The 19,499-nt window shown below is 70.8% G+C and carries 22 protein-coding genes and 5 tRNA genes; 20 read left to right on the top strand and 7 right to left on the bottom strand.

Translation table 11 applies throughout. From position 1 onward, the window contains the following. Nucleotides 1-535 precede the first annotated feature (535 nt). From ACZ619_RS22230 to ACZ619_RS22190, 9 genes are all read left to right on the top strand, one after another. Nucleotides 536-724 (top strand): hypothetical protein, encoded by a 189-nt coding sequence (locus ACZ619_RS22230; RefSeq protein WP_469601481.1) that lies wholly within the window; start codon nucleotides 536-538, stop codon nucleotides 722-724. A gap of 124 nt (nucleotides 725-848) precedes the next feature. Next, the gene (locus tag ACZ619_RS22225) at nucleotides 849-1,634 is read left to right on the top strand and encodes a fumarylacetoacetate hydrolase family protein (RefSeq protein ID WP_469601478.1); all 786 of its coding nucleotides are present in this window, start codon (nucleotides 849-851) and stop codon (nucleotides 1,632-1,634) included. Beyond that, entirely contained in the window at nucleotides 1,618-3,102 is a 1,485-nt protein-coding gene (gltX, locus tag ACZ619_RS22220) for a glutamate--tRNA ligase (protein ID WP_469601475.1), read from the top strand. Before ACZ619_RS22225 ends, gltX begins: the two co-directional genes overlap by 17 nt. Nucleotides 3,103-3,213: 111 nt before the next feature. Next, nucleotides 3,214-3,945, top strand: a complete 732-nt coding sequence (locus ACZ619_RS22215) for an HAD family hydrolase (RefSeq protein ID WP_469601473.1) — start codon at nucleotides 3,214-3,216, stop codon at nucleotides 3,943-3,945. A gap of 91 nt (nucleotides 3,946-4,036) precedes the next feature. After that, nucleotides 4,037-4,108 (top strand) — tRNA-Gln (locus ACZ619_RS22210). A 39-nt stretch (nucleotides 4,109-4,147) separates the two neighbouring features. After that, a tRNA-Glu gene (locus ACZ619_RS22205) sits at nucleotides 4,148-4,220 on the top strand. A 28-nt stretch (nucleotides 4,221-4,248) separates the two neighbouring features. Beyond that, a tRNA-Glu gene (locus tag ACZ619_RS22200) sits at nucleotides 4,249-4,321 on the top strand. Between the two features lie 21 nt (nucleotides 4,322-4,342). Then, nucleotides 4,343-4,414 (top strand) — tRNA-Gln (locus tag ACZ619_RS22195). Nucleotides 4,415-4,442: 28 nt separating this feature from the next. Further along, a tRNA-Glu gene (locus tag ACZ619_RS22190) sits at nucleotides 4,443-4,515 on the top strand. A 57-nt stretch (nucleotides 4,516-4,572) separates the two neighbouring features. Here ACZ619_RS22190 and ACZ619_RS22185 read toward each other — a convergent pair. After that, the gene (locus tag ACZ619_RS22185) at nucleotides 4,573-5,217 is read right to left on the bottom strand and encodes a MerR family transcriptional regulator (RefSeq protein ID WP_469601471.1); all 645 of its coding nucleotides are present in this window, start codon (nucleotides 5,215-5,217) and stop codon (nucleotides 4,573-4,575) included. Between the two features lie 81 nt (nucleotides 5,218-5,298). Here ACZ619_RS22185 and ACZ619_RS22180 point away from each other — a divergent pair, with 81 nt between their 5' ends. Continuing rightward, complete coding sequence (locus tag ACZ619_RS22180) at nucleotides 5,299-5,799, top strand: DUF4188 domain-containing protein (protein WP_469601469.1); 501 nt, start codon at nucleotides 5,299-5,301, stop codon at nucleotides 5,797-5,799. 209 nt (nucleotides 5,800-6,008) lie between these two features. Here the strand turns inward: ACZ619_RS22180 and ndgR are convergent, their stop codons facing one another. Then, nucleotides 6,009-6,725: an IclR family transcriptional regulator NdgR gene (ndgR, locus tag ACZ619_RS22175; RefSeq protein WP_003993203.1), complete on the bottom strand. Its 717-nt coding sequence runs from the start codon at nucleotides 6,723-6,725 to the stop codon at nucleotides 6,009-6,011. Nucleotides 6,726-6,932: 207 nt separating this feature from the next. Here ndgR and leuC point away from each other — a divergent pair, with 207 nt between their 5' ends. The 4 genes from leuC to ACZ619_RS22155 all read left to right on the top strand — a co-directional run bounded on the left by leuC (nucleotide 6,933) and on the right by ACZ619_RS22155 (nucleotide 10,249). Then, on the top strand, nucleotides 6,933-8,357 hold the full coding sequence (gene leuC, locus ACZ619_RS22170; RefSeq protein ID WP_469601466.1) for a 3-isopropylmalate dehydratase large subunit: 1,425 nt from the start codon (nucleotides 6,933-6,935) through the stop codon (nucleotides 8,355-8,357). Nucleotides 8,358-8,363: 6 nt separating this feature from the next. Continuing rightward, nucleotides 8,364-8,957 (top strand): 3-isopropylmalate dehydratase small subunit, encoded by a 594-nt coding sequence (gene leuD, locus ACZ619_RS22165; RefSeq protein ID WP_469601464.1) that lies wholly within the window; start codon nucleotides 8,364-8,366, stop codon nucleotides 8,955-8,957. A gap of 288 nt (nucleotides 8,958-9,245) precedes the next feature. Beyond that, nucleotides 9,246-9,476 (top strand): SCO5555 family protein, encoded by a 231-nt coding sequence (locus tag ACZ619_RS22160; protein ID WP_469601462.1) that lies wholly within the window; start codon nucleotides 9,246-9,248, stop codon nucleotides 9,474-9,476. Between the two features lie 140 nt (nucleotides 9,477-9,616). Further along, nucleotides 9,617-10,249, top strand: a complete 633-nt coding sequence (locus ACZ619_RS22155; RefSeq protein WP_469601460.1) for an HU family DNA-binding protein — start codon at nucleotides 9,617-9,619, stop codon at nucleotides 10,247-10,249. A gap of 119 nt (nucleotides 10,250-10,368) precedes the next feature. On the opposite strand, the gene ACZ619_RS22150 is transcribed toward ACZ619_RS22155, so the two are convergent. After that, on the bottom strand, nucleotides 10,369-10,572 hold the full coding sequence (locus ACZ619_RS22150) for a hypothetical protein (protein ID WP_469601458.1): 204 nt from the start codon (nucleotides 10,570-10,572) through the stop codon (nucleotides 10,369-10,371). Between the two features lie 10 nt (nucleotides 10,573-10,582). Then, nucleotides 10,583-11,221 (bottom strand): 2-phospho-L-lactate guanylyltransferase, encoded by a 639-nt coding sequence (gene cofC / locus ACZ619_RS22145; protein ID WP_469601455.1) that lies wholly within the window; start codon nucleotides 11,219-11,221, stop codon nucleotides 10,583-10,585. 155 nt (nucleotides 11,222-11,376) lie between these two features. On the opposite strand from cofC, the gene ACZ619_RS22140 reads away from it, so the two are divergent. The 3 genes from ACZ619_RS22140 to ACZ619_RS22130 are packed head-to-tail and all read left to right on the top strand — an operon-like array spanning nucleotide 11,377 to nucleotide 14,365. Continuing rightward, on the top strand, nucleotides 11,377-12,141 hold the full coding sequence (locus ACZ619_RS22140; protein ID WP_469601453.1) for a lysophospholipid acyltransferase family protein: 765 nt from the start codon (nucleotides 11,377-11,379) through the stop codon (nucleotides 12,139-12,141). Further along, entirely contained in the window at nucleotides 12,138-13,148 is a 1,011-nt protein-coding gene (locus tag ACZ619_RS22135) for an NAD(P)H-dependent glycerol-3-phosphate dehydrogenase (RefSeq protein ID WP_469601450.1), read from the top strand. The genes ACZ619_RS22140 and ACZ619_RS22135 overlap by 4 nt, the downstream gene beginning before the upstream one ends. A 59-nt stretch (nucleotides 13,149-13,207) precedes the next feature. Then, nucleotides 13,208-14,365, top strand: coding sequence for a D-alanine--D-alanine ligase family protein (locus ACZ619_RS22130; RefSeq protein ID WP_469601448.1), 1,158 nt, complete (start codon nucleotides 13,208-13,210; stop codon nucleotides 14,363-14,365). A gap of 40 nt (nucleotides 14,366-14,405) precedes the next feature. Here ACZ619_RS22130 and ACZ619_RS22125 read toward each other — a convergent pair whose 3' ends face one another. Together ACZ619_RS22125 and ACZ619_RS22120 are read right to left on the bottom strand one after the other, a co-directional pair. Beyond that, nucleotides 14,406-14,894, bottom strand: coding sequence for a DUF3515 domain-containing protein (locus tag ACZ619_RS22125; RefSeq protein ID WP_469601445.1), 489 nt, complete (start codon nucleotides 14,892-14,894; stop codon nucleotides 14,406-14,408). Nucleotides 14,895-14,914: 20 nt separating this feature from the next. Continuing rightward, on the bottom strand, nucleotides 14,915-15,148 hold the full coding sequence (locus ACZ619_RS22120; RefSeq protein WP_469601443.1) for an Lrp/AsnC family transcriptional regulator: 234 nt from the start codon (nucleotides 15,146-15,148) through the stop codon (nucleotides 14,915-14,917). A 206-nt stretch (nucleotides 15,149-15,354) separates the two neighbouring features. Here ACZ619_RS22120 and ACZ619_RS22115 point away from each other — a divergent pair, with 206 nt between their 5' ends. Both ACZ619_RS22115 and thiD read left to right on the top strand, forming a co-directional pair. After that, nucleotides 15,355-16,320, top strand: coding sequence for a thiamine-phosphate kinase (locus ACZ619_RS22115; protein ID WP_469601441.1), 966 nt, complete (start codon nucleotides 15,355-15,357; stop codon nucleotides 16,318-16,320). Continuing rightward, nucleotides 16,317-17,132, top strand: a complete 816-nt coding sequence (gene thiD, locus ACZ619_RS22110; protein WP_469601438.1) for a bifunctional hydroxymethylpyrimidine kinase/phosphomethylpyrimidine kinase — start codon at nucleotides 16,317-16,319, stop codon at nucleotides 17,130-17,132. Before ACZ619_RS22115 ends, thiD begins: the two co-directional genes overlap by 4 nt. Before the next feature lie 193 nt (nucleotides 17,133-17,325). Here the strand turns inward: thiD and rpmB are convergent, their stop codons facing one another. Continuing rightward, nucleotides 17,326-17,511, bottom strand: coding sequence for a 50S ribosomal protein L28 (gene rpmB / locus ACZ619_RS22105; protein ID WP_003993230.1), 186 nt, complete (start codon nucleotides 17,509-17,511; stop codon nucleotides 17,326-17,328). A gap of 258 nt (nucleotides 17,512-17,769) precedes the next feature. Between rpmB and ACZ619_RS22100 the strand changes: the two genes are divergently transcribed. After that, nucleotides 17,770-19,488 carry a DAK2 domain-containing protein gene (locus ACZ619_RS22100; RefSeq protein ID WP_469601436.1) on the top strand — a complete coding sequence of 573 codons (1,719 nt, stop codon included), beginning with the start codon at nucleotides 17,770-17,772 and terminating at the stop codon, nucleotides 19,486-19,488. Nucleotides 19,489-19,499: the final 11 nt, after the last annotated feature.

The raw sequence follows: 19,499 nt of genomic DNA, 5'->3' as shown, positions 1-19,499 counted from the left end.
CGCTGAACGGAAGGACACGGTGTCGGCGTTGTGAGGGGAGCGCCCTGAATACGCCCCCAGTTGGTCGTGAGTGTGACCGGCGCTGGTTCCCCCTGTCTCGCCGCCACTCGGCGCTGTTGCGCCCCCTGCGCGCCGGCTCGATCCTGCGGCGGTCCGTGGAATTCCAGCACAGTGCCGGATCTCCAACAAGGGCCGTGGGCCGAGCTGTGACCTCCGTGACAGCGTGTAAGTGCCACGTTACGAGATGTCGAAGCTGATCGCGTACATAACGGACGTATGCCTGCCAGTCGAGGGGGCTCGGCGGGTGTCCCAGTCGCCATGATCAGGAGCGGAATGACAGGTTCGGTTCGGCAATGTCCGTTTTGTTATGCCGGGTTGTCCGTCGGGAATGCCCCTTTTGTTCTTGACGTCGTGAGCAAACTCACACGCAGATACGGGCCTCTTCACGGCTTCCGCCGGGAATTCGATGTTTAGCCTGACGCTTTACAAGAGGGAAGTATCTGCCAACTCACACATGACGGGGTCCACGACAACCGTGAAGACGACCATGATGTTCCGCAACATAGCCAACCCCCGGCGCACCACCCTCGCCCACCTGGAGGACGCCGAGGAGCTCCAGACCGCGGAACTGCCCGAGCACTCCCTCGACCTCCCCGCCCAGACCGCGAACCCGCGGCGCACGATCCTCATGGAGATCCCGGCCGGGATCTCGGTCGCGGAGTAGTACGGGGCGGGGCCGCCGGTCACTCACCCACCCGGCCACCCGGTCGTGCCACGGCGGCCGCCCCCTGCCGCGTTAGCCTGGAGCGTCAGACTCCAGCCGGCTCAGTGAGGGGCGCAAGGATCCCGTGCGCATCGCCAGGTTCTCCATCGACGGGAACGTCGCCTTCGGCGCGGTCGAGGGCGACAAGCAGGACGAACTCGTCCTCGACATCATCAAGGGCATTCCGTTCGCCGACCACCGGCTCTCCGGGACCAAGGTCCCGCTGAGCAAGGTGCGGCTGCTCCCGCCGGTGCTCCCCAACAAGGTCGTGGCCTACGGCCGCAACTACGCGGAGCACGCGAAGGAGCTGGGCAACGAGGTCCCGGACGTCCCCTTCGCCTTCTTCAAGCCGTCCACCTCGGTGATCGGCTCCGGCGACGAGATCCAGTACCCGCCCTTCTCCCAGGACCTCCACCACGAGGCCGAACTGGCCGTGGTCATCGGCCGCATGTGCCGCGAGGTCCCCCGCGAGCGGGTGGCGGACGTGATCTTCGGCTTCACCTGCGCCAACGACGTCACCGCCCGCGACGTGCAGAGGCGCGAGAAGCAGTGGGCCCGGGCCAAGGGCTTCGACACCTCCTGCCCGCTCGGCCCCTGGGTGGAGACGGACCTGGACCTCGCCACCGCCTCCGACCTGGAGGTCCGGCTCACGGTCAACGGCGAACAGCGCCAGCTCGGCCGTACGAGCGAGATGATCCACTCCATCGAGGACCTGGTCGTCAACATCACCGAGGCCATGACGCTGCTCCCGGGCGACGTGATCCTCACCGGCACCCCGGCAGGGGTCGGCCCCCTCAACGTCGGCGACGAGGTCGCCGTCACCATCGAAGGCATCGGCACTCTCACCAACAAGGTTGTCAAGCGTGGCTAGCGCACCCGTCCGCGTACGTTTCTGCCCCTCGCCCACCGGTAACCCCCATGTGGGCCTGGTCCGCACCGCCCTGTTCAACTGGGCGTTCGCCCGCCACCAGCAGGGCACGCTCGTCTTCCGCATCGAGGACACCGACGCGGCCCGCGACTCCGAGGAGTCGTACCACCAGCTGCTCGACGCGATGCGCTGGCTGGGCTTCGACTGGGACGAGGGCCCCGAGGTGGGCGGCCCGCACGCGCCGTACCGCCAGTCGCAGCGGATGGACCTGTACACCGACGTGGCGCGCAAGCTCCTCGACGCCGGTCACGCCTACCGCTGCTACTGCTCCCAGGAGGAGCTGGACACCCGCCGCGAGGCCGCCCGCGCCGCCGGCAAGCCGTCCGGCTACGACGGCCACTGCCGCGACCTCACCGCCGAGCAGGTGGCGGAGTACGAGGCCCAGGGCCGCGCGCCCATCGTCCGCTTCCGGATGCCCGACGAGACGATCACCTTCACCGACCTGGTCCGCGGCGAGCTGACCTTCACCCCGGAGAACGTCCCGGACTACGGCATCGTCCGCGCGAACGGCGCCCCGCTGTACACGCTGGTCAACCCGGTCGACGACGCGCTCATGGAGATCACCCACGTCCTGCGCGGCGAGGACCTGCTCTCCTCCACCCCGCGCCAGGTCGCCCTCTACAGGGCGCTGACCGAGCTGGGCATCGCCAAGTCGACGCCGGCCTTCGGCCACCTCCCCTACGTCATGGGCGAGGGCAACAAGAAGCTGTCCAAGCGCGACCCGCAGGCGTCCCTGAACCTCTACCGCGAGCAGGGCTTCCTCCCCGAGGGCCTGCTCAACTACCTCTCCCTGCTGGGCTGGTCGCTCTCCGCGGACCAGGACATCTTCTCGATCGAGGAGATGGTCGCGGCCTTCGACATCGCGGACGTCCAGCCCAACCCGGCCCGCTTCGACCTCAAGAAGTGCGAGGCGATCAACGCCGACCACATCCGCATGCTGGATGTGAAGGACTTCACCGAGCGCTGCGCCCCCTGGCTGAAGGCCCCCTTCGCGCCCTGGGCCCCGGAGGACTTCGACGAGTCCAGGTGGCAGGCGATCGCCCCGCACGCCCAGACCCGGCTGAAGGTGCTCTCCGAGATCACCGACAACGTCGACTTCCTCTTCCTGGCCGAGCCGGTCACCGACGAGGCCTCGTGGGCCAAGGCGATGAAGGAGGGCAGCGACGCCCTGCTGACCACGGCCCGCGAGAAGCTGGAGGCGGCCGACTGGACCTCCGCGGAGTCGCTGAAGGAGGCCGTCCTGGCCGCCGGCGAGGCGCACGGCCTCAAGCTCGGCAAGGCCCAGGCCCCGGTCCGGGTCGCCGTCACCGGCCGCACGGTCGGCCTGCCGCTCTTCGAGTCCCTGGAGGTCCTGGGCAAGGAGCGGACGCTGGCGCGGATCGACGCGGCGCTGGCGAAGCTGGCCGCGTAGCCACGCGCGCTGCTACGGCGAAGGGGCGGTCCGGGTTCACCCCCGGTCCGCCCCTTCGCCGTACCCGCCCGCCGTATCCGTTCGCAGGGTCTGCCGGGTACCGTCGGTCCTATGACGATCAGGGCCGTGGTCTGGGACGTGGACGACACTCTCTTCGACTACACGACCGCCGACCGCGAGGGCATGCGGGCGCATCTCGTGGCGGAGGGGCTGCTCGGCGGCCGGCAGAGTGCCGAGGCCGCGCTGGTGCGCTGGCGGGAGATCACCGATCAGCAGTGGGCGCGGTTCTCCGCCGGGGAGACGAGCTTCGAGGGGCAGCGCCGCGACCGGGTACGGGTCTTCCTGGGCGAGGAGCTGACCGACGCGCAGGCCGAGGACTGGTTCCGCCGCTACCTGACCCACTACGAGGCCGTCTGGGCCCTCTTCCCGGACGTCCTGCCCGCCCTGGACGCGCTCGCGGCCAGCCACCGGCACGCCGTGCTGTCCAACTCCAGTCTCCACGTCCAGGACCGAAAGCTGCGCGCCCTCGGTGTGCACGACCGGTTCGAGGCCGTCCTGTGCGCCGCCGAACTGGGTGTCTCCAAGCCCGAGGCCGGCGCCTTCCTGGCGGCCTGCGAGGCGCTGGAACTCGCCCCGCACGAGGTCGCCTACGTCGGTGACCATCCGGAGATCGACGGGCGGGGCGCCGCCGACGCCGGTCTGCTGTCGGTGTGGATCGACCGCCACGGACCGTCCGCCGCGGCCGGCGCACCCGCGGGCTCGCACCGGATCGGCTCGCTCGCCGAACTGCCCGCGATCCTCGGCGCGGATACCCGTTTTGGAGCCCCGTCCACCTTCGGGTAATGTTCTTCCTGCGCCGCCGGGGAGCGGGCCGAAAGGCCGGAACCGGAGGAGCAAAGCTAGAACAAGAACCCCTCAGGGGCTTGCGTTCCAGTGGCCTATGGTGTAATTGGCAGCACGACTGATTCTGGTTCAGTTAGTCTTGGTTCGAGTCCAGGTAGGCCAGCTCGCAGAGCTCATCTGCATACGCGGATCACATCCGCAGGCCCCCGTTGTGTAGCGGCCTAGCACGCTGCCCTCTCAAGGCAGTAGCGCCGGTTCGAATCCGGTCGGGGGTACGGTAGTCATCCAAGGATGACCGCTAGGGCCCCCGTTGTGTAGCGGCCTAGCACGCCGCCCTCTCAAGGCGGTAGCGCCGGTTCGAATCCGGTCGGGGGTACGAACTGGTCTAAACCATCATTGGTCTATGGTGTAATTGGCAGCACGACTGATTCTGGTTCAGTTAGTCTTGGTTCGAGTCCAGGTAGACCAGCTCGGATCTGCGGAAACGTAAGATCCACGCCCCCGTTGTGTAGCGGCCTAGCACGCCGCCCTCTCAAGGCGGTAGCGCCGGTTCGAATCCGGTCGGGGGTACAGGAAGAAGGCCCTTCGCTTCGGCGGAGGGCCTTCGTCGTGTCCGCGGCCCCCCGGCTACTCGAAGCCGTACCGCCGTGCCGTCTCCTCCTCCTGGGCCAGCCGGTGCAGGGCCCGCAGCAGCGGCTCGTTGACGATCGCCCCCAGTACGGCGAACTCGACCCGCTCCGCCTCCGAGGTGTGCCGCTCCATGTTGTCCAGGTCGAGGACGGCCGTCCGGTGCATCAACTCGGCGTACGGCGCGAGCAGTTCGGCGCCCCAGTCGTAGCCGAGCCGGCGGAACGCGGCCACCCCCACGACCAGTGAGCGGTAGGCGGGGGAGATGGTCGCCAGCTGCCGGGCGTTCTCCCAGCCGAGCCGCTCCAGGAGCGCGCCGACCTCCCGGTGCGCCGCCCGGACGAACTCGTCGTCCTCGTCCGGCTCCGGCACCTGCGGCAGCGCCCACAGCGCGGCGCCCAGCCGGATCGTGCGGCCCAGGGAGTCGTCGTCGACGTGGTCGAGCACCTCGCGCACCGTCGCCACGGGGACGCGGCCGATCTGGATCATCGCCCGCACCAGCCGCAGCCGGCGCAGATGCTCCTCGTCGTACTCGGCGGTGGTGGCGTTCACCTGGCGGCCCGGCGGCAACAGCCCTTCGCGCAGGTAGTACTTGATCGTCGCCGCGGACACACCGCTGCGCTCGCTCAGCTGGGCAAGCCGCATGCCTTGCACCCCTCCTTGGTAAGTGTCACTATCCAAGCATCGTTCGGAAAGATAGTGGCGCTATCTGATGAGGGAGCGGTCATGTTCGCGAAGCCGGTGCCGGGTCGTACGACCGCGGCGGCCGAGGGTGATGTGGTGGTGCTGCTCATCGGCATGCGGATCAACCGCTTCTGGGCGGTGCACCAGTGGTTCCCGGTCATGCGGTCGATGCTGCGCATGCTGAGGGAGCTCGCTCGGGACCCCGGCCGGGGACTGCGGGGGCACGTCCTGCTGACGGCCTCGCCGCGGACGTACTACGTCGTCCAGTACTGGGAGTCGAAGGAGAAGCTGTACGCGTACGCGAGCTCGCCGGACATGCTCCACCACGGGATGTGGAGCGTCCTGAACCGCAAGGAGCGGGCGGGGAAGCTGCGGCAGCACGTGGGCCTGTGGCACGAGACGTACGTCGCATCCGAGGGCTCGTACGAGTCGATCTACTTCGACATGCCGGAGTTCGGACTGGGCGCGGCGAACGGGGTGGTGCCGGTGGAGAGGCGCGGCCGGTACGGGAAGGACCGGTTCGCTTACAGGAGCGCCCCGTAAGGGGTACGGCTGACGGCCGGTGGGGGTGGATCCTGCGCCGTTGAAGCCGCGGTCACCGGTCGGGTGCGGGCCGCGGGCGGCCGGTCGCGCAGTGCCCCGCGCCCCTTGGCGGGACCGGTCTCCGTGCCCAGGAGGTTCCGCCTTCGTCGGGAAAGAGCCTGCCGCGGCGTTGAGGCCGGCTCTTTCCCGAAGAAGTGTCTCCGTGGGCGTCAGCCCGTGCGGCGCAGCGCCTCGGAGAGACGGCCCGCCGCGTCGATGACCGCCTGCGCGTGCATACGGCCGGGGTGGCGGGTCAGGCGCTCGATGGGCCCGGAGACGGAGACCGCCGCCACCACGCGGTTGGAGGGCCCCCGCACCGGCGCGGACACGGACGCGACGCCCGGCTCCCGCTCGCCGATGGACTGGGCCCAGCCGCGGCGGCGCACGCCCGACAGGGCCGTCGCCGTGAAGCGGGCGCCCTGGAGGCCGCGGTGCAGCCGCTCCGGCTCCTCCCAGGCCATCAGGATCTGCGCCGAGGAACCGGCCTTCATGGTGAGCGTGGAGCCGACCGGGACCGTGTCCCGAAGGCCGGACAGGCGCTCCGCGGCGGCGACGCAGATGCGCATGTCGCCCTGGCGGCGATAGAGCTGCGCGCTCTCCCCGGTGATGTCACGGAGGTGCGTCAGCACCGGGCCCGCCGTCGCCAGCAGGCGGTCCTCGCCGGCCGCCGCGGCCAGCTCCGCGAGTCGGGGACCGAGAATGAAACGGCCTTGCATGTCGCGTGCCACCATGCGGTGGTGTTCCAGAGCCACGGCCAGCCGGTGGGCCGTGGGTCGTGCCAGTCCGGTGGCCCCGACCAGACCCGCGAGGGTGGCCGGACCGGACTCCAGAGCGCTGAGGACAAGGGCCGCCTTGTCCAGAACGCCGACGCCGCTACTGTTGTCCATGCAACGATACTCACGTCTCACTCTGTGAAACGCAAGTTCAATTTTCCGTGGAACGCGCCACCCTGGAGAGACACAGTGGCCCGCGGACCAACGGGCCCGGCGGCGGACGCCCGGAATCACGACTTCAGGGGCCCTCGTGAAGGGCAGCCGCCGCTCCTCAAGATCTCTAGTTGGGCCGGTGGACGTTCGCCGGCCGGAGGGAAAGCGATGGGTAGGACACTCGCGGAGAAGGTCTGGGACGACCACGTCGTCCGGCGCGCCGAGGGCGAGCCCGATCTCCTCTTCATCGATCTTCACCTGCTGCACGAGGTGACCAGCCCGCAGGCCTTCGACGGTCTGCGGCAGAACGGCCGCCCGGTGCGCCGCCTCGACCTCACCATCGCGACCGAGGACCACAACACCCCCACCCTCGACATCGACAAGCCCATCGCGGACCCGGTCTCCCGGGCCCAGCTGGAGACGCTGCGCAAGAACTGCGCCGAGTTCGGCGTCCGGCTGCACCCGCTGGGCGACGTCGAGCAGGGTGTCGTGCACGTCGTCGGCCCGCAGCTGGGCCTGACCCAGCCGGGCACCACGGTCGTCTGCGGTGACTCGCACACCTCGACGCACGGTGCCTTCGGCGCCCTGGCGTTCGGCATCGGCACCTCCCAGGTGGAGCACGTGCTGGCCACCCAGACGCTGCCGCTGGCCCGCCCGAAGACCATGGCCATCACGGTCGACGGCGAGCTGCCCGACGGCGTCACCGCCAAGGACCTGATCCTGGCGATCATCGCCAAGATCGGTACCGGCGGCGGCCAGGGCTACATCCTGGAGTACCGCGGCTCCGCCATCGAGAAGCTCTCGATGGAGGCCCGCATGACCATCTGCAACATGTCGATCGAGGCCGGCGCCCGCGCGGGCATGATCGCCCCCGACGAGACCACCTTCGCGTACATCGAGGGCCGCGCCCACGCCCCCCAGGGCGAGGACTGGGACGCCGCCGTCGCGTACTGGAAGACCCTGAAGACGGACGAGGACGCGGTCTTCGACGCCGAGGTCCACATCGACGCCGCCGCCCTCTCGCCGTTCGTCACCTGGGGCACCAACCCGGGCCAGGGCGCGCCGCTTTCGGCCGACGTCCCCGACCCGGCTTCGTACGAAGACGCCTCGGAGCGCCTCGCCGCCGAAAAGGCCCTGGAGTACATGGGCTTGGAGGCCGGTCAGCCGCTGCGCTCCATCAACGTGGACACTGTCTTCGTAGGTTCCTGCACCAACGGCCGCATCGAGGACCTGCGCGCCGCCGCCGAGATCCTCAAGGACCGCAAAGTCGCCGACGGCGTACGGATGCTGGTCGTCCCCGGCTCCGCGCGGGTCGGTCTCCAGGCCGTCTCCGAGGGCCTGGACGCCGTCTTCAAGGACGCCGGCGCCGAATGGCGGCACGCGGGCTGCTCGATGTGTCTGGGCATGAACCCGGACCAGCTGGCCCCGGGCGAGCGCTCCGCCTCCACCTCGAACCGCAACTTCGAGGGCCGGCAGGGCAAGGGTGGCCGTACCCACCTGGTGTCGCCGCAGGTCGCGGCCGCCACGGCCGTCCTGGGCCACCTGGCCTCCCCGGCCGACCTGTCCGACGCCCGTACGCCCGCTGGAGTCTGATCAGCCATGGAAGCATTCACCACGCACACCGGCCGGGCCGTCCCGCTGCGCCGCTCCAACGTCGACACCGACCAGATCATCCCTGCTCACTGGCTCAAGAAGGTGACCCGGGACGGCTTCGAGGACGGTCTGTTCGAGGCCTGGCGCAAGGACGAGAACTTCATCCTCAACCGCCCCGAGCGGCAGGGCGCCACGGTCCTGGTCGCCGGCCCCGACTTCGGCACCGGCTCCTCCCGTGAGCACGCCGTCTGGGCGCTGCAGAACTACGGCTTCAAGACCGTGATCTCCTCCCGCTTCGCCGACATCTTCCGGGGCAACTCGCTGAAGAACGGCCTGCTCACGGTGGTCCTGGACCAGGAGATCGTGGACGCGCTCCAGGAGCTCACGGAGAAGGACCCGCAGACCGAGATCACGGTCGACCTGGAGGCCCGCGAGGTGCGCGCCGAGGGCATCACCGCCTCCTTCGAGCTGGACGAGAACTCCCGCTGGCGGCTGCTGAACGGGCTGGACGACATCTCCATCACCCTCCAGAACGAGGGCGACATCTCCGCCTACGAGGCCAAGCGGCCGTCGTACAAGCCGCGGACGCTCCAGGTCTGATCCGGAGCCCGCTTCGGACCTGATCCACCACATCTGAATACGGCTGGTTTCAGCCACCGCGACACCCCGCCTGTACCCCCGATCGCCACGATTGGGGGTACAGCCATGTCTGCACCCGAACGGACGCTCGCGTTGTCGCAGCTCTTGCCAACTTCCCACGTTAGGACGGATGTTGTGGGGGTACGTGAGTGCTGTGTCCGCGGCTTCCGCAAGTGCCCGGAAGGCCATTCGAGGCGGCAGTTGCCCCCTGCGCAGGCGACAACTCGCCCCAGATGGCACAATCTGTGCATGGAACACGACGGCCAACTCCAGCTGTATGCGGCGGTCGCGGGCCAACTCAAGGAAGCGCACACAAAAGTGCGCGCACTGCAAGTCCCGGAGGGCGTACGGATGGCGCTGGCCCGGAAGCTGCTGGTCATTACGGCCGCGGCCAAGCACGATCTCGCCGACGCGGCAAGACGGCTCGAGCGGTTCAACGCGGACCTCGACGCGGGGCGATTCCCCGAAGAGGACCGCTGACCTGACCGTCCGGGACGGCTGAGTCCGTTGCGGCACAAGGGTGATAAGCCCGTTTCGTGTTTGATTTGCGGTACATATCTGCCTAACGTGCGAAAAAGCTTGAACACATTCGTTCTGGCGATGTCTCCGAAGGGGAAGACGTGAACAAGGCGCAGCTCGTAGAAGCGATTGCCGACAAGTTGGGCGGCCGCCAGCAGGCCGCCGACGCCGTCGACGCGGTCCTGGACGCCATCGTCCGTGCGACCGTCGCGGGTGACCGGGTCTCGGTCACGGGCTTCGGGTCCTTCGAGAAGGTGGACCGCCCCGCTCGCTACGCCCGTAACCCCCAGACGGGCGAGCGGGTTCGGGTGAAGAAGACATCGGTGCCGCGCTTCCGTGCGGGCCAGGGCTTCAAGGACCTGGTGAGCGGGACGAAGAAGCTGCCGCGCGGCGGTGAGGTCGCGGTCAAGAAGGCGCCCAAGGGCAGCCTGACCGGCGGCGCTTCGGCGACGGTCAAGAAGGCGGCGGCGAAGAAGACCACCGCCAAGAAGGCCACGGCCGCAGCGAAGAAGGCCGCCGTGAAGAAGACGACGGCGAAGAAGACCACCACCGCCGCCGCGAAGAAGACCACCGTGACGGCGAAGAAGACCACGGCCGCCGCGAAGAAGACCACGGCGACGGCGAAGAAGGCCGCCGCGAAGAAGGCGCCCGCGAAGAAGGTCACCGCGAAGAAGGCGCCGGCGAAGAAGTCGACGGCGCGGAAGGCCGCCGCGAAGAAGACCACCGCGCGCTAAGGCGGGGCCCGCCGGACGGCGGGATCGGGACACTCACGCGACGGGCCGGACTCCCCAGGGGAGTCCGGCCCGCGGTGTGTCGTCTTCGGGGTGCGACGCCGTGGGGGTGATCGCGCGGTTCAGAACGTCTGCAAGGTGACCAGGGTGATCCGGAGGTCCGGGGCGGTGCCCTCCGTCTCGATGCGTACGCGCTGCCCCGGCCGGAGCAGCCGCAGGCCGCCCGCTTCGAAGGCCTCGGCGTCGAAGGGGACGGGAGTGCCGTCGTCCAGCAGCACCTGGCCGGCACGGGTCCCGGGGTCGTACGTGTACGCGGTCGCCTGCATGGAAGTCAGCCTACTGGCCCGGGATCAGCAGACGGGCCGCCACCGCCGCGGTGCGCGGGCCCACACCCAGCGCCAGGGCCGCCCGCAGGTCCGCGCCGGTGTCGACGTCATGGCGTACCGAGTCCACGCCGAACAGCCGCAGTTCCTCGGCGCCCGAGGCGGCGTGCCGGGCGCGGGAATCCGGGCCGAATGCGGGCGCCAATTCATTGCCCGGGACCGCCGCCAACAGGGTGGTGCCGATTGCCGCCGCGTCCGGCAGGAAAGCGCGCGGGAATTCCGCCGCCGCGTCGAGCACCCGGGACAATTCCAGTGGGCGCAGCGCCGGCAGATCGGCGTTCAGCGCGGCCACCGGGCTTTCCGGTCGCGACGCCCTGACGGCCGCCGCGCCGTGCCGCAGCGCCGCGTTGAGACCGCTGCCCGGCGGGTCCGCGACGATGCGCGCGCCCAGCGCCGAGAGCTCACGTCCGGCCAGCGTGTCGTCCGTGACGACCGCCACATCCTTGACTGCCTGGCAGGCCAGGGCCGCCGCCACGGTGTCCTGGGCGAAGGCGAGGGCCAGTCCCGGACGCAAACCGTCGGCCGCGGTGTCCGCGAGCCTGCTCTTGGCCCGCGCCAGGGGCTTGAGCGGGATGACCAAGGTCCACTGCACCGTCCTACCGTCCCTCCCTCGTTGCCTCATTGTCACCCGGGCCCACCGGGAGCCCGGGACCTTGAGGCGTACGGTGTTCTCGACAGACCGGCGGGCCGGGGCCACACTTCTGCCCGATCCCAGGCCGGGAGGAAGCCCTAGAGGAAGGTGTCCGCGTGCCCCGCCGGAGAATCGGCTTCTGGTACCGCTTCGCCGCAGTGCTCTGCAAACCGCTGCTGGTGCCTCTGCTCAAGCGGGACTGGCGCGGAATGGAGAACATTCCGGCCGAGGGTGGATTTATCACCGCGGTGAACCACAATTCCCACATCGATCCCTTCGCCTACGCCCACTATCAGTACAACAGCGGGCGCGTTCCGCGATTCCTGGCGAAGAGCGGGCTTTTCAAGAAGGGATTCGTCGGCGCCGCGATGCGGGGCACCGGACAGATCCCCGTCTACCGCGAGTCCACCGACGCGCTCAGCGCCTTCCGGGCCGCGATCGACGCCGTGGAACGCGGCGAGTGCGTCGCCTTCTACCCCGAGGGGACGATCACCCGCGACCCCGACCAGTGGCCCATGACCGGCAAGACCGGTGCCGCGCGGGTCGCCCTGCAGACCAAGTGCCCGGTGATCCCCGTCGCCCAGTGGGGCGCCAACGAGGTGCTCCCGCCGTACGCGAAGAAGCTCGACCTCCTGCCGCGCAAGACCCACCACGTCTACGCCGGACCCCCCGTCGACCTCACCCCGTTCTACGACCGGGAGATGACCCAGGACCTCCTCAAGGACGCGACCGCGGTCATCATGGCGGCCATCACACGCCAGCTGGAGGAGATCCGCGGCGAGAAGGCCCCCGGGACCGCCTACGATCCGCGCCAGGAGCGGATCGAGCAGCGGCGCCGGACGCGCGCGCAGAGCGGTCTGGAAGAGGAGAGCGGCAAGTGAGCAAGCCTGCCAAGGCGGCGGTCTTCAGCGCGGGTTCGTGGGGCACGGCCTTCGGGATGGTGCTCGCCGACGCCGGGTGCGAGGTCACCCTGTGGGCGCGGCGCGCGGAGGTGGCGGAGGCGATCAACTCCGGCCGGACCAACCCCGACTACCTGCCCGGGGTGGAACTCCCCGGGAACATGCGGGCCACGACCGACCCCGCCGAGGCCGCGGCCGGCGCGGACTTCACGGTCCTGTCGGTGCCGTCCCAGACCATGCGCGCCAACCTCGCCGACTGGGCGCCGCTGCTCGCGCCGGACACGGTCCTGGTGTCCCTCATGAAGGGCATCGAACTCGGCACCACCATGCGGATGAGCGAGGTCATCGCCGACGTCGCCAAGGTCGGCCGGGACCGCATCGCCGTCGTCACCGGCCCCAACCTGGCCCGGGAGATCGCGGCCCGGATGCCGGCCGCCGCGGTGGTCGCCTGCACCGACGAGACGGTCGCCCGGCGCCTCCAGGCCGTCTGCCACACGCCGTACTTCCGGCCCTACACCGAGACCGACGTGGTCGGCTGCGAGCTGGGCGGCGCGGTGAAGAACGTCATCGGCCTCGCCGTGGGCATCGCGGACGGCATGGGGCTCGGCGACAACGCCAAGGGCTCGCTCATCACGCGCGGTCTGGCGGAGACGGCGCGGCTCGGCATCGCGCTCGGCGCCGACCCGCTGACGTTCTCCGGACTCGCGGGCCTCGGCGACCTGGTGGCGACCTGCTCCTCGCCGCTGTCCCGCAACCACACCTTCGGCACCAACCTCGGCAAGGGCATGACCCTGGAGGAGACCATCGCGGTCACCCGGCAGACCGCCGAGGGCGTCAAGTCCTGCGAGTCGGTGGCCGATCTGTCGCGCCGGCACGGTGTGGAGATGCCGATCACCGAGACGGTCGTCGACATCGTGCACGAGGGCAAGCCGCCGGTGGTCGCCCTCAAGGAGCTGATGTCGCGCAGCGCGAAGCCCGAGCGACGCTGAGCGAACCCGCGCCACGGACGCTGTATCGGGGCTCTACCAACGGGTACTCTCAACGCGATATGAGCACCGAGAACCTCCCCCAGAGCCCTGACCAGCCCGCTCGCAAGCCGCGTGTGGCCATCGTGTTCGGCGGCCGCAGCTCCGAGCACGGGATCTCCACGGTCACCGCCGGAGCCGTACTGAACGCCATCGACCGGACGAAGTACGACGTCCTGCCGATCGGCATCACCCGGGAAGGCCGCTGGGTGCTCACGGCCGACGAGCCCGAACGCATGGCGATCACCGAGCGCCGCACCCCGGAGGTCGGCGAACTCGCCGAGTCCACCGAGGGCGGCGTGGTGCTCCCCGTCGACCCGGCCAGCCGAGAGGTCGTCTACAGCGAGCCCGGTTCGGTGCCCAAGGCGCTCGGCGAGGTCGACGTCGTCTTCCCGGTGCTGCACGGCCCGTACGGCGAGGACGGCACCCTCCAGGGCCTCCTGGAACTCTCCGGCGTCCCCTACGTCGGCTCGGGCGTGCTCGCCTCGGCCGTCGGCCAGGACAAGGACTACATGAAGCGGGTGTTCGCCTCCTTCGGGCTCAAGGTCGGCCCGTACCTGGTGATCCGGCCCCGCGAGTGGAAGCAGGACGAGTCCGCCGCCCGCAAGAAGATCGTCGACTTCGCCGGCGAGCACGGCTGGCCGCTGTTCGTGAAGCCCGCGCGCGCGGGCTCGTCGATCGGCATCACCAAGGTCGACGACCTCTCCGGCCTGGACGAGGCGATCGCCGAGGCCCAGTCCCACGACCCGAAGATCCTGGTCGAGGCGGCGCTGCGGGGCCGCGAGATCGAGGTCGGCGTCCTGGAGTTCGAGGACGGCCCGCGCGCCTCGGTCCCCGCCGAGATCCCGCCGCCGTCCGCGCACGCGTACTACGACTTCGAGGCCAAGTACATCGACTCCACCCCCGGCATCGTCCCGGCGCCCCTGACGCCCGAGGAGAGCGCCGAGGTCCGCGGACTCGCGGTGGACGCCTTCGAGGCCGCCTCCTGCGAGGGCCTGGTCCGCGCCGACTTCTTCCTCACGGAGGACGGCGACTTCGTCATCAACGAGATCAACACCATGCCCGGCTTCACCCCGATCTCGATGTACCCCCAGATGTGGCAGGCGACCGGTGTCTCCTACCCCGAGCTGATCGACCGCCTGGTGCAGGCGGCCCTGAACCGTTCGACCGGGCTCAGGTGACCTGCCCGGGGGCGGCGGACGGCCGGGCCGCCCGCGGCGGCTAGTCGGCGATCCCGGCCGGAACCGCCTTCTTGACGGCCGGCGCCAGGCTCACCAGCGGCGCCATGCCGTCGGCCGTCCGCCCCGCCGGGATCGTCACCTCGACATACGCCTTCCGCAGCGTCGTGGTGAACCGGAACGACTTGTCGGACCGCTCCTCCAGCAGCCACCCGACCCCGTTCACCTCCACCCCGTCGGCCTCGGGATCGGACATCTTCGCAGGCCGCTCCACACCGCAGCGCAGTATGATCGCCGGGTCGCCGCCCCACCCGGCGGTCAGCGCGGAGGCCGGCTCGGGATCACGGCGCCCCAGCTTGTCCATCTTCTTCGGCAGCACCTCGTCGAGACGCCCGCACACCTTGGTGACGGCCGCCCCCGGAGTGGGAACCGCCGCCGACGGGGCGTCGTCTGCTGAGGAGCAGCCCACCGCCGCGATCATCAGCACGGCGAGCGAGGGCAGACCGGACGGCCGGTGACGGAAGAAGTTCACCGGCCCAGCGTAGACGGGGGCTACAGATGGACGACCGGGCAGGTCAGGGTACGTGTGATGCCCTCCACTTGCTGGACCTTCGCGACCACGAGCCGACCGAGTTCGTCGACGGTCTCCGCTTGCGCGCGCACGATGACGTCGTACGGTCCTGTCACGTCCTCGGCCTGGATGACTCCGGGAAGTTTGCTGATCGTCTCGGCGACGGTCGACGCTTTGCCGACCTCCGTCTGGATCAGGATGTACGCCTGTACCACGGAACCTCCAGGGCGGCCACGAGGATCATGTGGGGAAAAGGAACGCCACGGTATCGCGTCGCCGCTCACCGCGGGGAGACCTGCGCGGACAGGGGCTTGCGCGCCAGGGTGCAGGCACGACAGATGTTGACGGTCACCTCGACCGTATCCAGGACCATGATGACGCGCGAGCGGGCACGGCAAGGCACAGAAGGGGCGTAAGGGCCATGAAGGGCACTGTTGGTGAGCTGGGGGAATTCGGGCTCATCAGGGAGCTCACCTCCCGTCTCACCACCACTCCGGGGGTCCGGGTCGGCCCCGGCGACGACGCCGCGGTGGTCTCCGCGCCCGACCGCCGGGTCGTGGCGAGCACCGACATCCTCCTGGAGGGCCGGCACTTCCGCCGCGACTGGTCCACGGCCTACGACGTCGGCCGCAAGGCCGCCGCCCAGAACCTCGCGGACATCGCCGCCATGGGCGCCGTGCCGACCGCTCTGCTGCTCGGCCTGGTCGTCCCCGCCGAACTGCCCGTGACCTGGCCCACCGAGCTGATGGACGGCCTGCGGGACGAGTGCCAGGTGGCCGGCGCCTCGGTGGTCGGCGGTGACGTGGTCCGCGGCGACACGATCATGGTGTCGATCACCGCGCTCGGCGATCTGCGCAACCAGGAGCCGGTCACCCGGGCCGGCGCCCAGCCCGGCGACCTGGTCGCGGTCACCGGCTGGCTGGGCTGGTCCGCCGCGGGGTTCGCGGTGCTCTCCCGCGGCTTCCGCTCGCCGCGTGCCTTCGTGGAGGCCCACCGCCGCCCCGAGCCGCCGTACCACGCGGGCCCGGCCGCCGCCGCCCTCGGCGCCACCGCGATGTGCGACGTGAGCGACGGGCTCATCGCCGACCTGGGGCACATCGCCGAGGCCAGCAAGGTGCGCATCGACATCCGCTCCGGCGCGATCGACATCCCGACCCAGATGAACGACATCGGCCAGGCCGTCGGCGTCGACCCGCTCCAGTGGGTGCTGACCGGGGGAGAGGACCACGCGATCGTGGCGACCTTCGCGCCGGACGTGAAGCTGCCCGCCCGCTGGAAGGTCATCGGCGAGGTCCTCAACCCGTCCGCGCTGCCGCAGGTGACGGTCGACGGCGCGCCCTGGACCAGCAAGGGCGGCTGGGACCACTTCGGGGACATCGAGTCATGAGCGTCCCGCGGGTGCTGACGGTCGCGGGCTCCGACTCCGGCGGCGGGGCCGGGATCCAGGCGGACCTGAAGACGGCGCTCGCGCTGGGCGTGCACGGCATGAGCGTGGTCACGGCGGTCACCGCGCAGAACTCCCGGGGCGTGCAGGGCGCCTGGGAACTGCCGGCGGCCGCCGTGCGCGCCCAGTACCGCAGCGTGGTCGACGACATCGGCGTCGACGCGGTGAAGACCGGGATGCTCGCCTCGGCCGAACTCGTCGAGACCGTCGCGGAGCTGATCGCGGGCACCGACGCGCCCGCGGTCGTCGACCCGGTCGACGTCTCCAAGCACGGCGACCCGCTCCTCGCCGCCTCCGCACTGGACTCGGTCCGCACCAGGCTGCTCCCGGTGGCCACCGTCGCCACCCCGAACCTCGACGAGGTCGCCCGGCTCACCGGCGTACGCGTCGGGTCGGAGGCGGATCTGCGGCGGGCCGCGGTCGCCGTCCTCGCGTACGGACCGAGGTGGGTGCTGGTCAAGGGCGGTCATCTGCCCGGCGAGGCCGTCGACCTGCTCACCGACGGCACGGAGGAGTACCTGCTGCGGGCCCCCCGGCACGGCAACCGGCACACCCACGGCACCGGCTGCACCCTCGCGTCCGCGATCGCGGCGCACCTGGCGAAGGGGCGGTCCGTGCCGGAGGCGGTGGCGGCGGCCAAGGAGTACGTCACCGGGGCGATCGCGGCCGGGTTCGCGCTCGGCGCCGGGATCGGGCCGGTGGACCACGGCTGGGCGCTCGGAACGGGGCTCACAAGGGGCACTGCCACAGCGTGACGCCGCCCGCCGCCTCCTCGGCCAGCCGCTTGGCGAAGCCGGCGGGCAAGGCCGGACCGCGGCGGGCGAGCTCGGGCCGTGGCGGTCGGACCGTGGCGGGCGAGCTCGGGCCATGGCAAAAAGCCGGCCCACCCTGAGGTGGACCGGCTCTGTGCAGCGAACCAGCTGTGGCCGCGCGCTCAGCGACAGTGCGTCAGCGCGAGACCTTGCCGGCCTTGATGCACGAGGTGCAGGCGTTCACGCGCTTCGGCGTCCCGCCGACCACGGTACGCACACGCTGGATGTTCGGGTTCCAGCGACGGGACGTACGGCGGTGCGAGTGCGAGATGTTGTTGCCGAAGCCCGGCCCCTTGCCGCAGACGTCGCAGTTGGCAGCCACGGGTCACTCCAAAGACTTCAGATGCACTTACGGTTGAATCCCGGCACGCCGGGATTCAGATCCTGGGGATCTGAGATCTTGAGTGGCCTGCCAGGGGAATGGCCCGATCAGATCGGGCAACCGGAGCAGCATACAACGGCTGCGACGGTTAGACGAAACTAGCATGGCAGCTCAGGGGCCCGCGCACCGCCCACTACCGGTGGACACCCCTGCGGGGTCTACGCTGCGTCCACGTCCGGCCAGCTCAAGGAGGCGCAGGTGGCGCAGGTGCCGCAGACATTCTTCGATGCTCTCGCGGTACGCGCCTGGTGCGGTCTCGCACTCGGGGCGCTCGGCAGGGCGCGCGAGGAGATCGACGCGATCAACGTCTACCCGGTGGCCGACGGGGACACGGGCACCAACCTCTACATGACGCTGGAGTCCGCCACGGGGGCCGTGGAGGCCGTCTTCGCCGGCTACGAGCTGGGCGAGGAGGTCCCGACCCTGGCCGACGCGGTCCACGCGATGGCGCACGGCGCCCTCATAGGCGCGCGCGGCAACTCCGGCACCATCCTCGCCCAGCTGCTGCGCGGCATGGCCCAGGTCCTCACCGAGAGCGGGACGGCGAGCGAGGCGGACGGTGAGACGCAGAGTGAGGCGGAGCGTGAGGCGGCTCACATAGACGGCGACGGGCTGCGGCTCGCCCTGCGGCACGCGGCCGACTCCGCCCGCGGAGCCGTCGCCCACCCCGTGGAGGGCACCGTCCTGTCGGTCGCGACCGCCGCCGCCGACGCGGCCGACGCGGCCCGGGGCGACTGCGCGTCGGTCGCGCGGGCCGCCTACGAGGGCGCCTGCGAGGCCCTCGCGGCGACCCCGGGCCAGCTCGCCGCCCTGGAACGGGCCGGGGTCGTCGACGCCGGCGGACGCGGCCTGGTCGCCGTCCTCGGAGCGCTCCTGGAGGCGTTCACCGGGGAGACCCCGGCCGCCTTCGACGCGCACACCCGCACGGCCGCCCCGGCCGGCCACGCGCGCGTGGACGCCGTCTCCGACGCCCGTGCCGAGGGCTGCGAGACCGCCGCCGGGCCCGCCTTCGAGGTCATCTACCTCCTGGAGGCCGAGGACACCGCCGTGGACCGGCTGCGGACCCGGCTCGACGCCCTCGGCGACTCCCTGGTCGTGGTCGGCGGCGACGGCCTGTGGAACGTTCATGTGCACGTCGACGACGCCGGCGCCGCCGTGGAGGCGGGCGTCGAGGCCGGACGGCCGTACCGGATCCGGATCACCCACTTCGGCGCCGGGGACGCGCACACCGGCGGGCGGCCGCCGCGCGAGCGGGCGCAGCGGGCCGTGGTGGCCGTCGTGCCGGGCGAGGGACTGGCCGCGCTGTACGCCGAGGCCGGCGCGACCACCGTGCTCGCGCGCCCCGGGGAGCCGCCCGCCAGCGGCGAACTGGTGGACGCCGTACGCCGGGCCCACGCGCGCGAGGTGGTGGTCCTGCCCAACGACGCCGACCTGCGGCACACCGCCGCCGCCGCGGCCGAGCAGGCCCGCGCCGAGGGCATCCGGGTCGCCCTCATCCCCACCCGCTCGGCGGTCCAGGGCATCGCCGCGCTCGCGGTCCACCAGCCCGACCGCCGCTTCGACGAGGACGTCGTCCAGATGACCTCGGCGGCCGGCGCCACCCGCTACGCCGAGGTCGTGGTCGCCGAGCGCCAGTCCTGGACCATGGCCGGCATCTGCCAGGCCGGGGACGTGCTGGGACTCGTCGACGGCGATGTGGCCGTCATCGGCTCGGACGTCACCGCCACCGCCGAGACCGTCCTGGACCGGATGCTCCAGGCCGGCGGCGAACTGGTCACCCTCGTCCTCGGCGACGAGGCCCCCGACGGCGTCGCCGACCGCCTGGAGGCACGCGTGCGCGAGGCGTACCTCGCCGTCGACACGGTGGTCTACGACGGCGGCCGGCAGGGAGCCCCGCTCCTCATCGGCGTCGAGTAGGCCGGGCGGGC

It is taken from the genome of Streptomyces sp. NPDC104367, from assembly GCF_055583825.1.
The sequence above is the reverse complement of the archived record's forward strand: the minus strand, read 5'-3'. Positions and strand labels throughout refer to the sequence as shown.

Bases quoted from the DNA above. Each gene is read 5' to 3' on its own strand.
- ACZ619_RS22215 (WP_469601473.1), top strand. From the start codon at position 3,214: ATGACGATCAGGGCCGTGGTCTGGGACGTGGACGACACTCTCTTCGAC.
- ACZ619_RS22185 (WP_469601471.1), bottom strand. From the start codon at position 5,217: ATGCGGCTTGCCCAGCTGAGCGAGCGCAGCGGTGTGTCCGCGGCGACG.
- ACZ619_RS22180 (WP_469601469.1), top strand. From the start codon at position 5,299: ATGTTCGCGAAGCCGGTGCCGGGTCGTACGACCGCGGCGGCCGAGGGT.
- ndgR (WP_003993203.1), bottom strand. From the start codon at position 6,725: ATGGACAACAGTAGCGGCGTCGGCGTTCTGGACAAGGCGGCCCTTGTC.
- leuC (WP_469601466.1), top strand. From the start codon at position 6,933: ATGGGTAGGACACTCGCGGAGAAGGTCTGGGACGACCACGTCGTCCGG.
- leuD (WP_469601464.1), top strand. From the start codon at position 8,364: ATGGAAGCATTCACCACGCACACCGGCCGGGCCGTCCCGCTGCGCCGC.
- ACZ619_RS22160 (WP_469601462.1), top strand. From the start codon at position 9,246: ATGGAACACGACGGCCAACTCCAGCTGTATGCGGCGGTCGCGGGCCAA.
- ACZ619_RS22150 (WP_469601458.1), bottom strand. From the start codon at position 10,572: ATGCAGGCGACCGCGTACACGTACGACCCCGGGACCCGTGCCGGCCAG.
- ACZ619_RS22130 (WP_469601448.1), top strand. From the start codon at position 13,208: ATGAGCACCGAGAACCTCCCCCAGAGCCCTGACCAGCCCGCTCGCAAG.
- ACZ619_RS22115 (WP_469601441.1), top strand. From the start codon at position 15,355: ATGAAGGGCACTGTTGGTGAGCTGGGGGAATTCGGGCTCATCAGGGAG.
- thiD (WP_469601438.1), top strand. From the start codon at position 16,317: ATGAGCGTCCCGCGGGTGCTGACGGTCGCGGGCTCCGACTCCGGCGGC.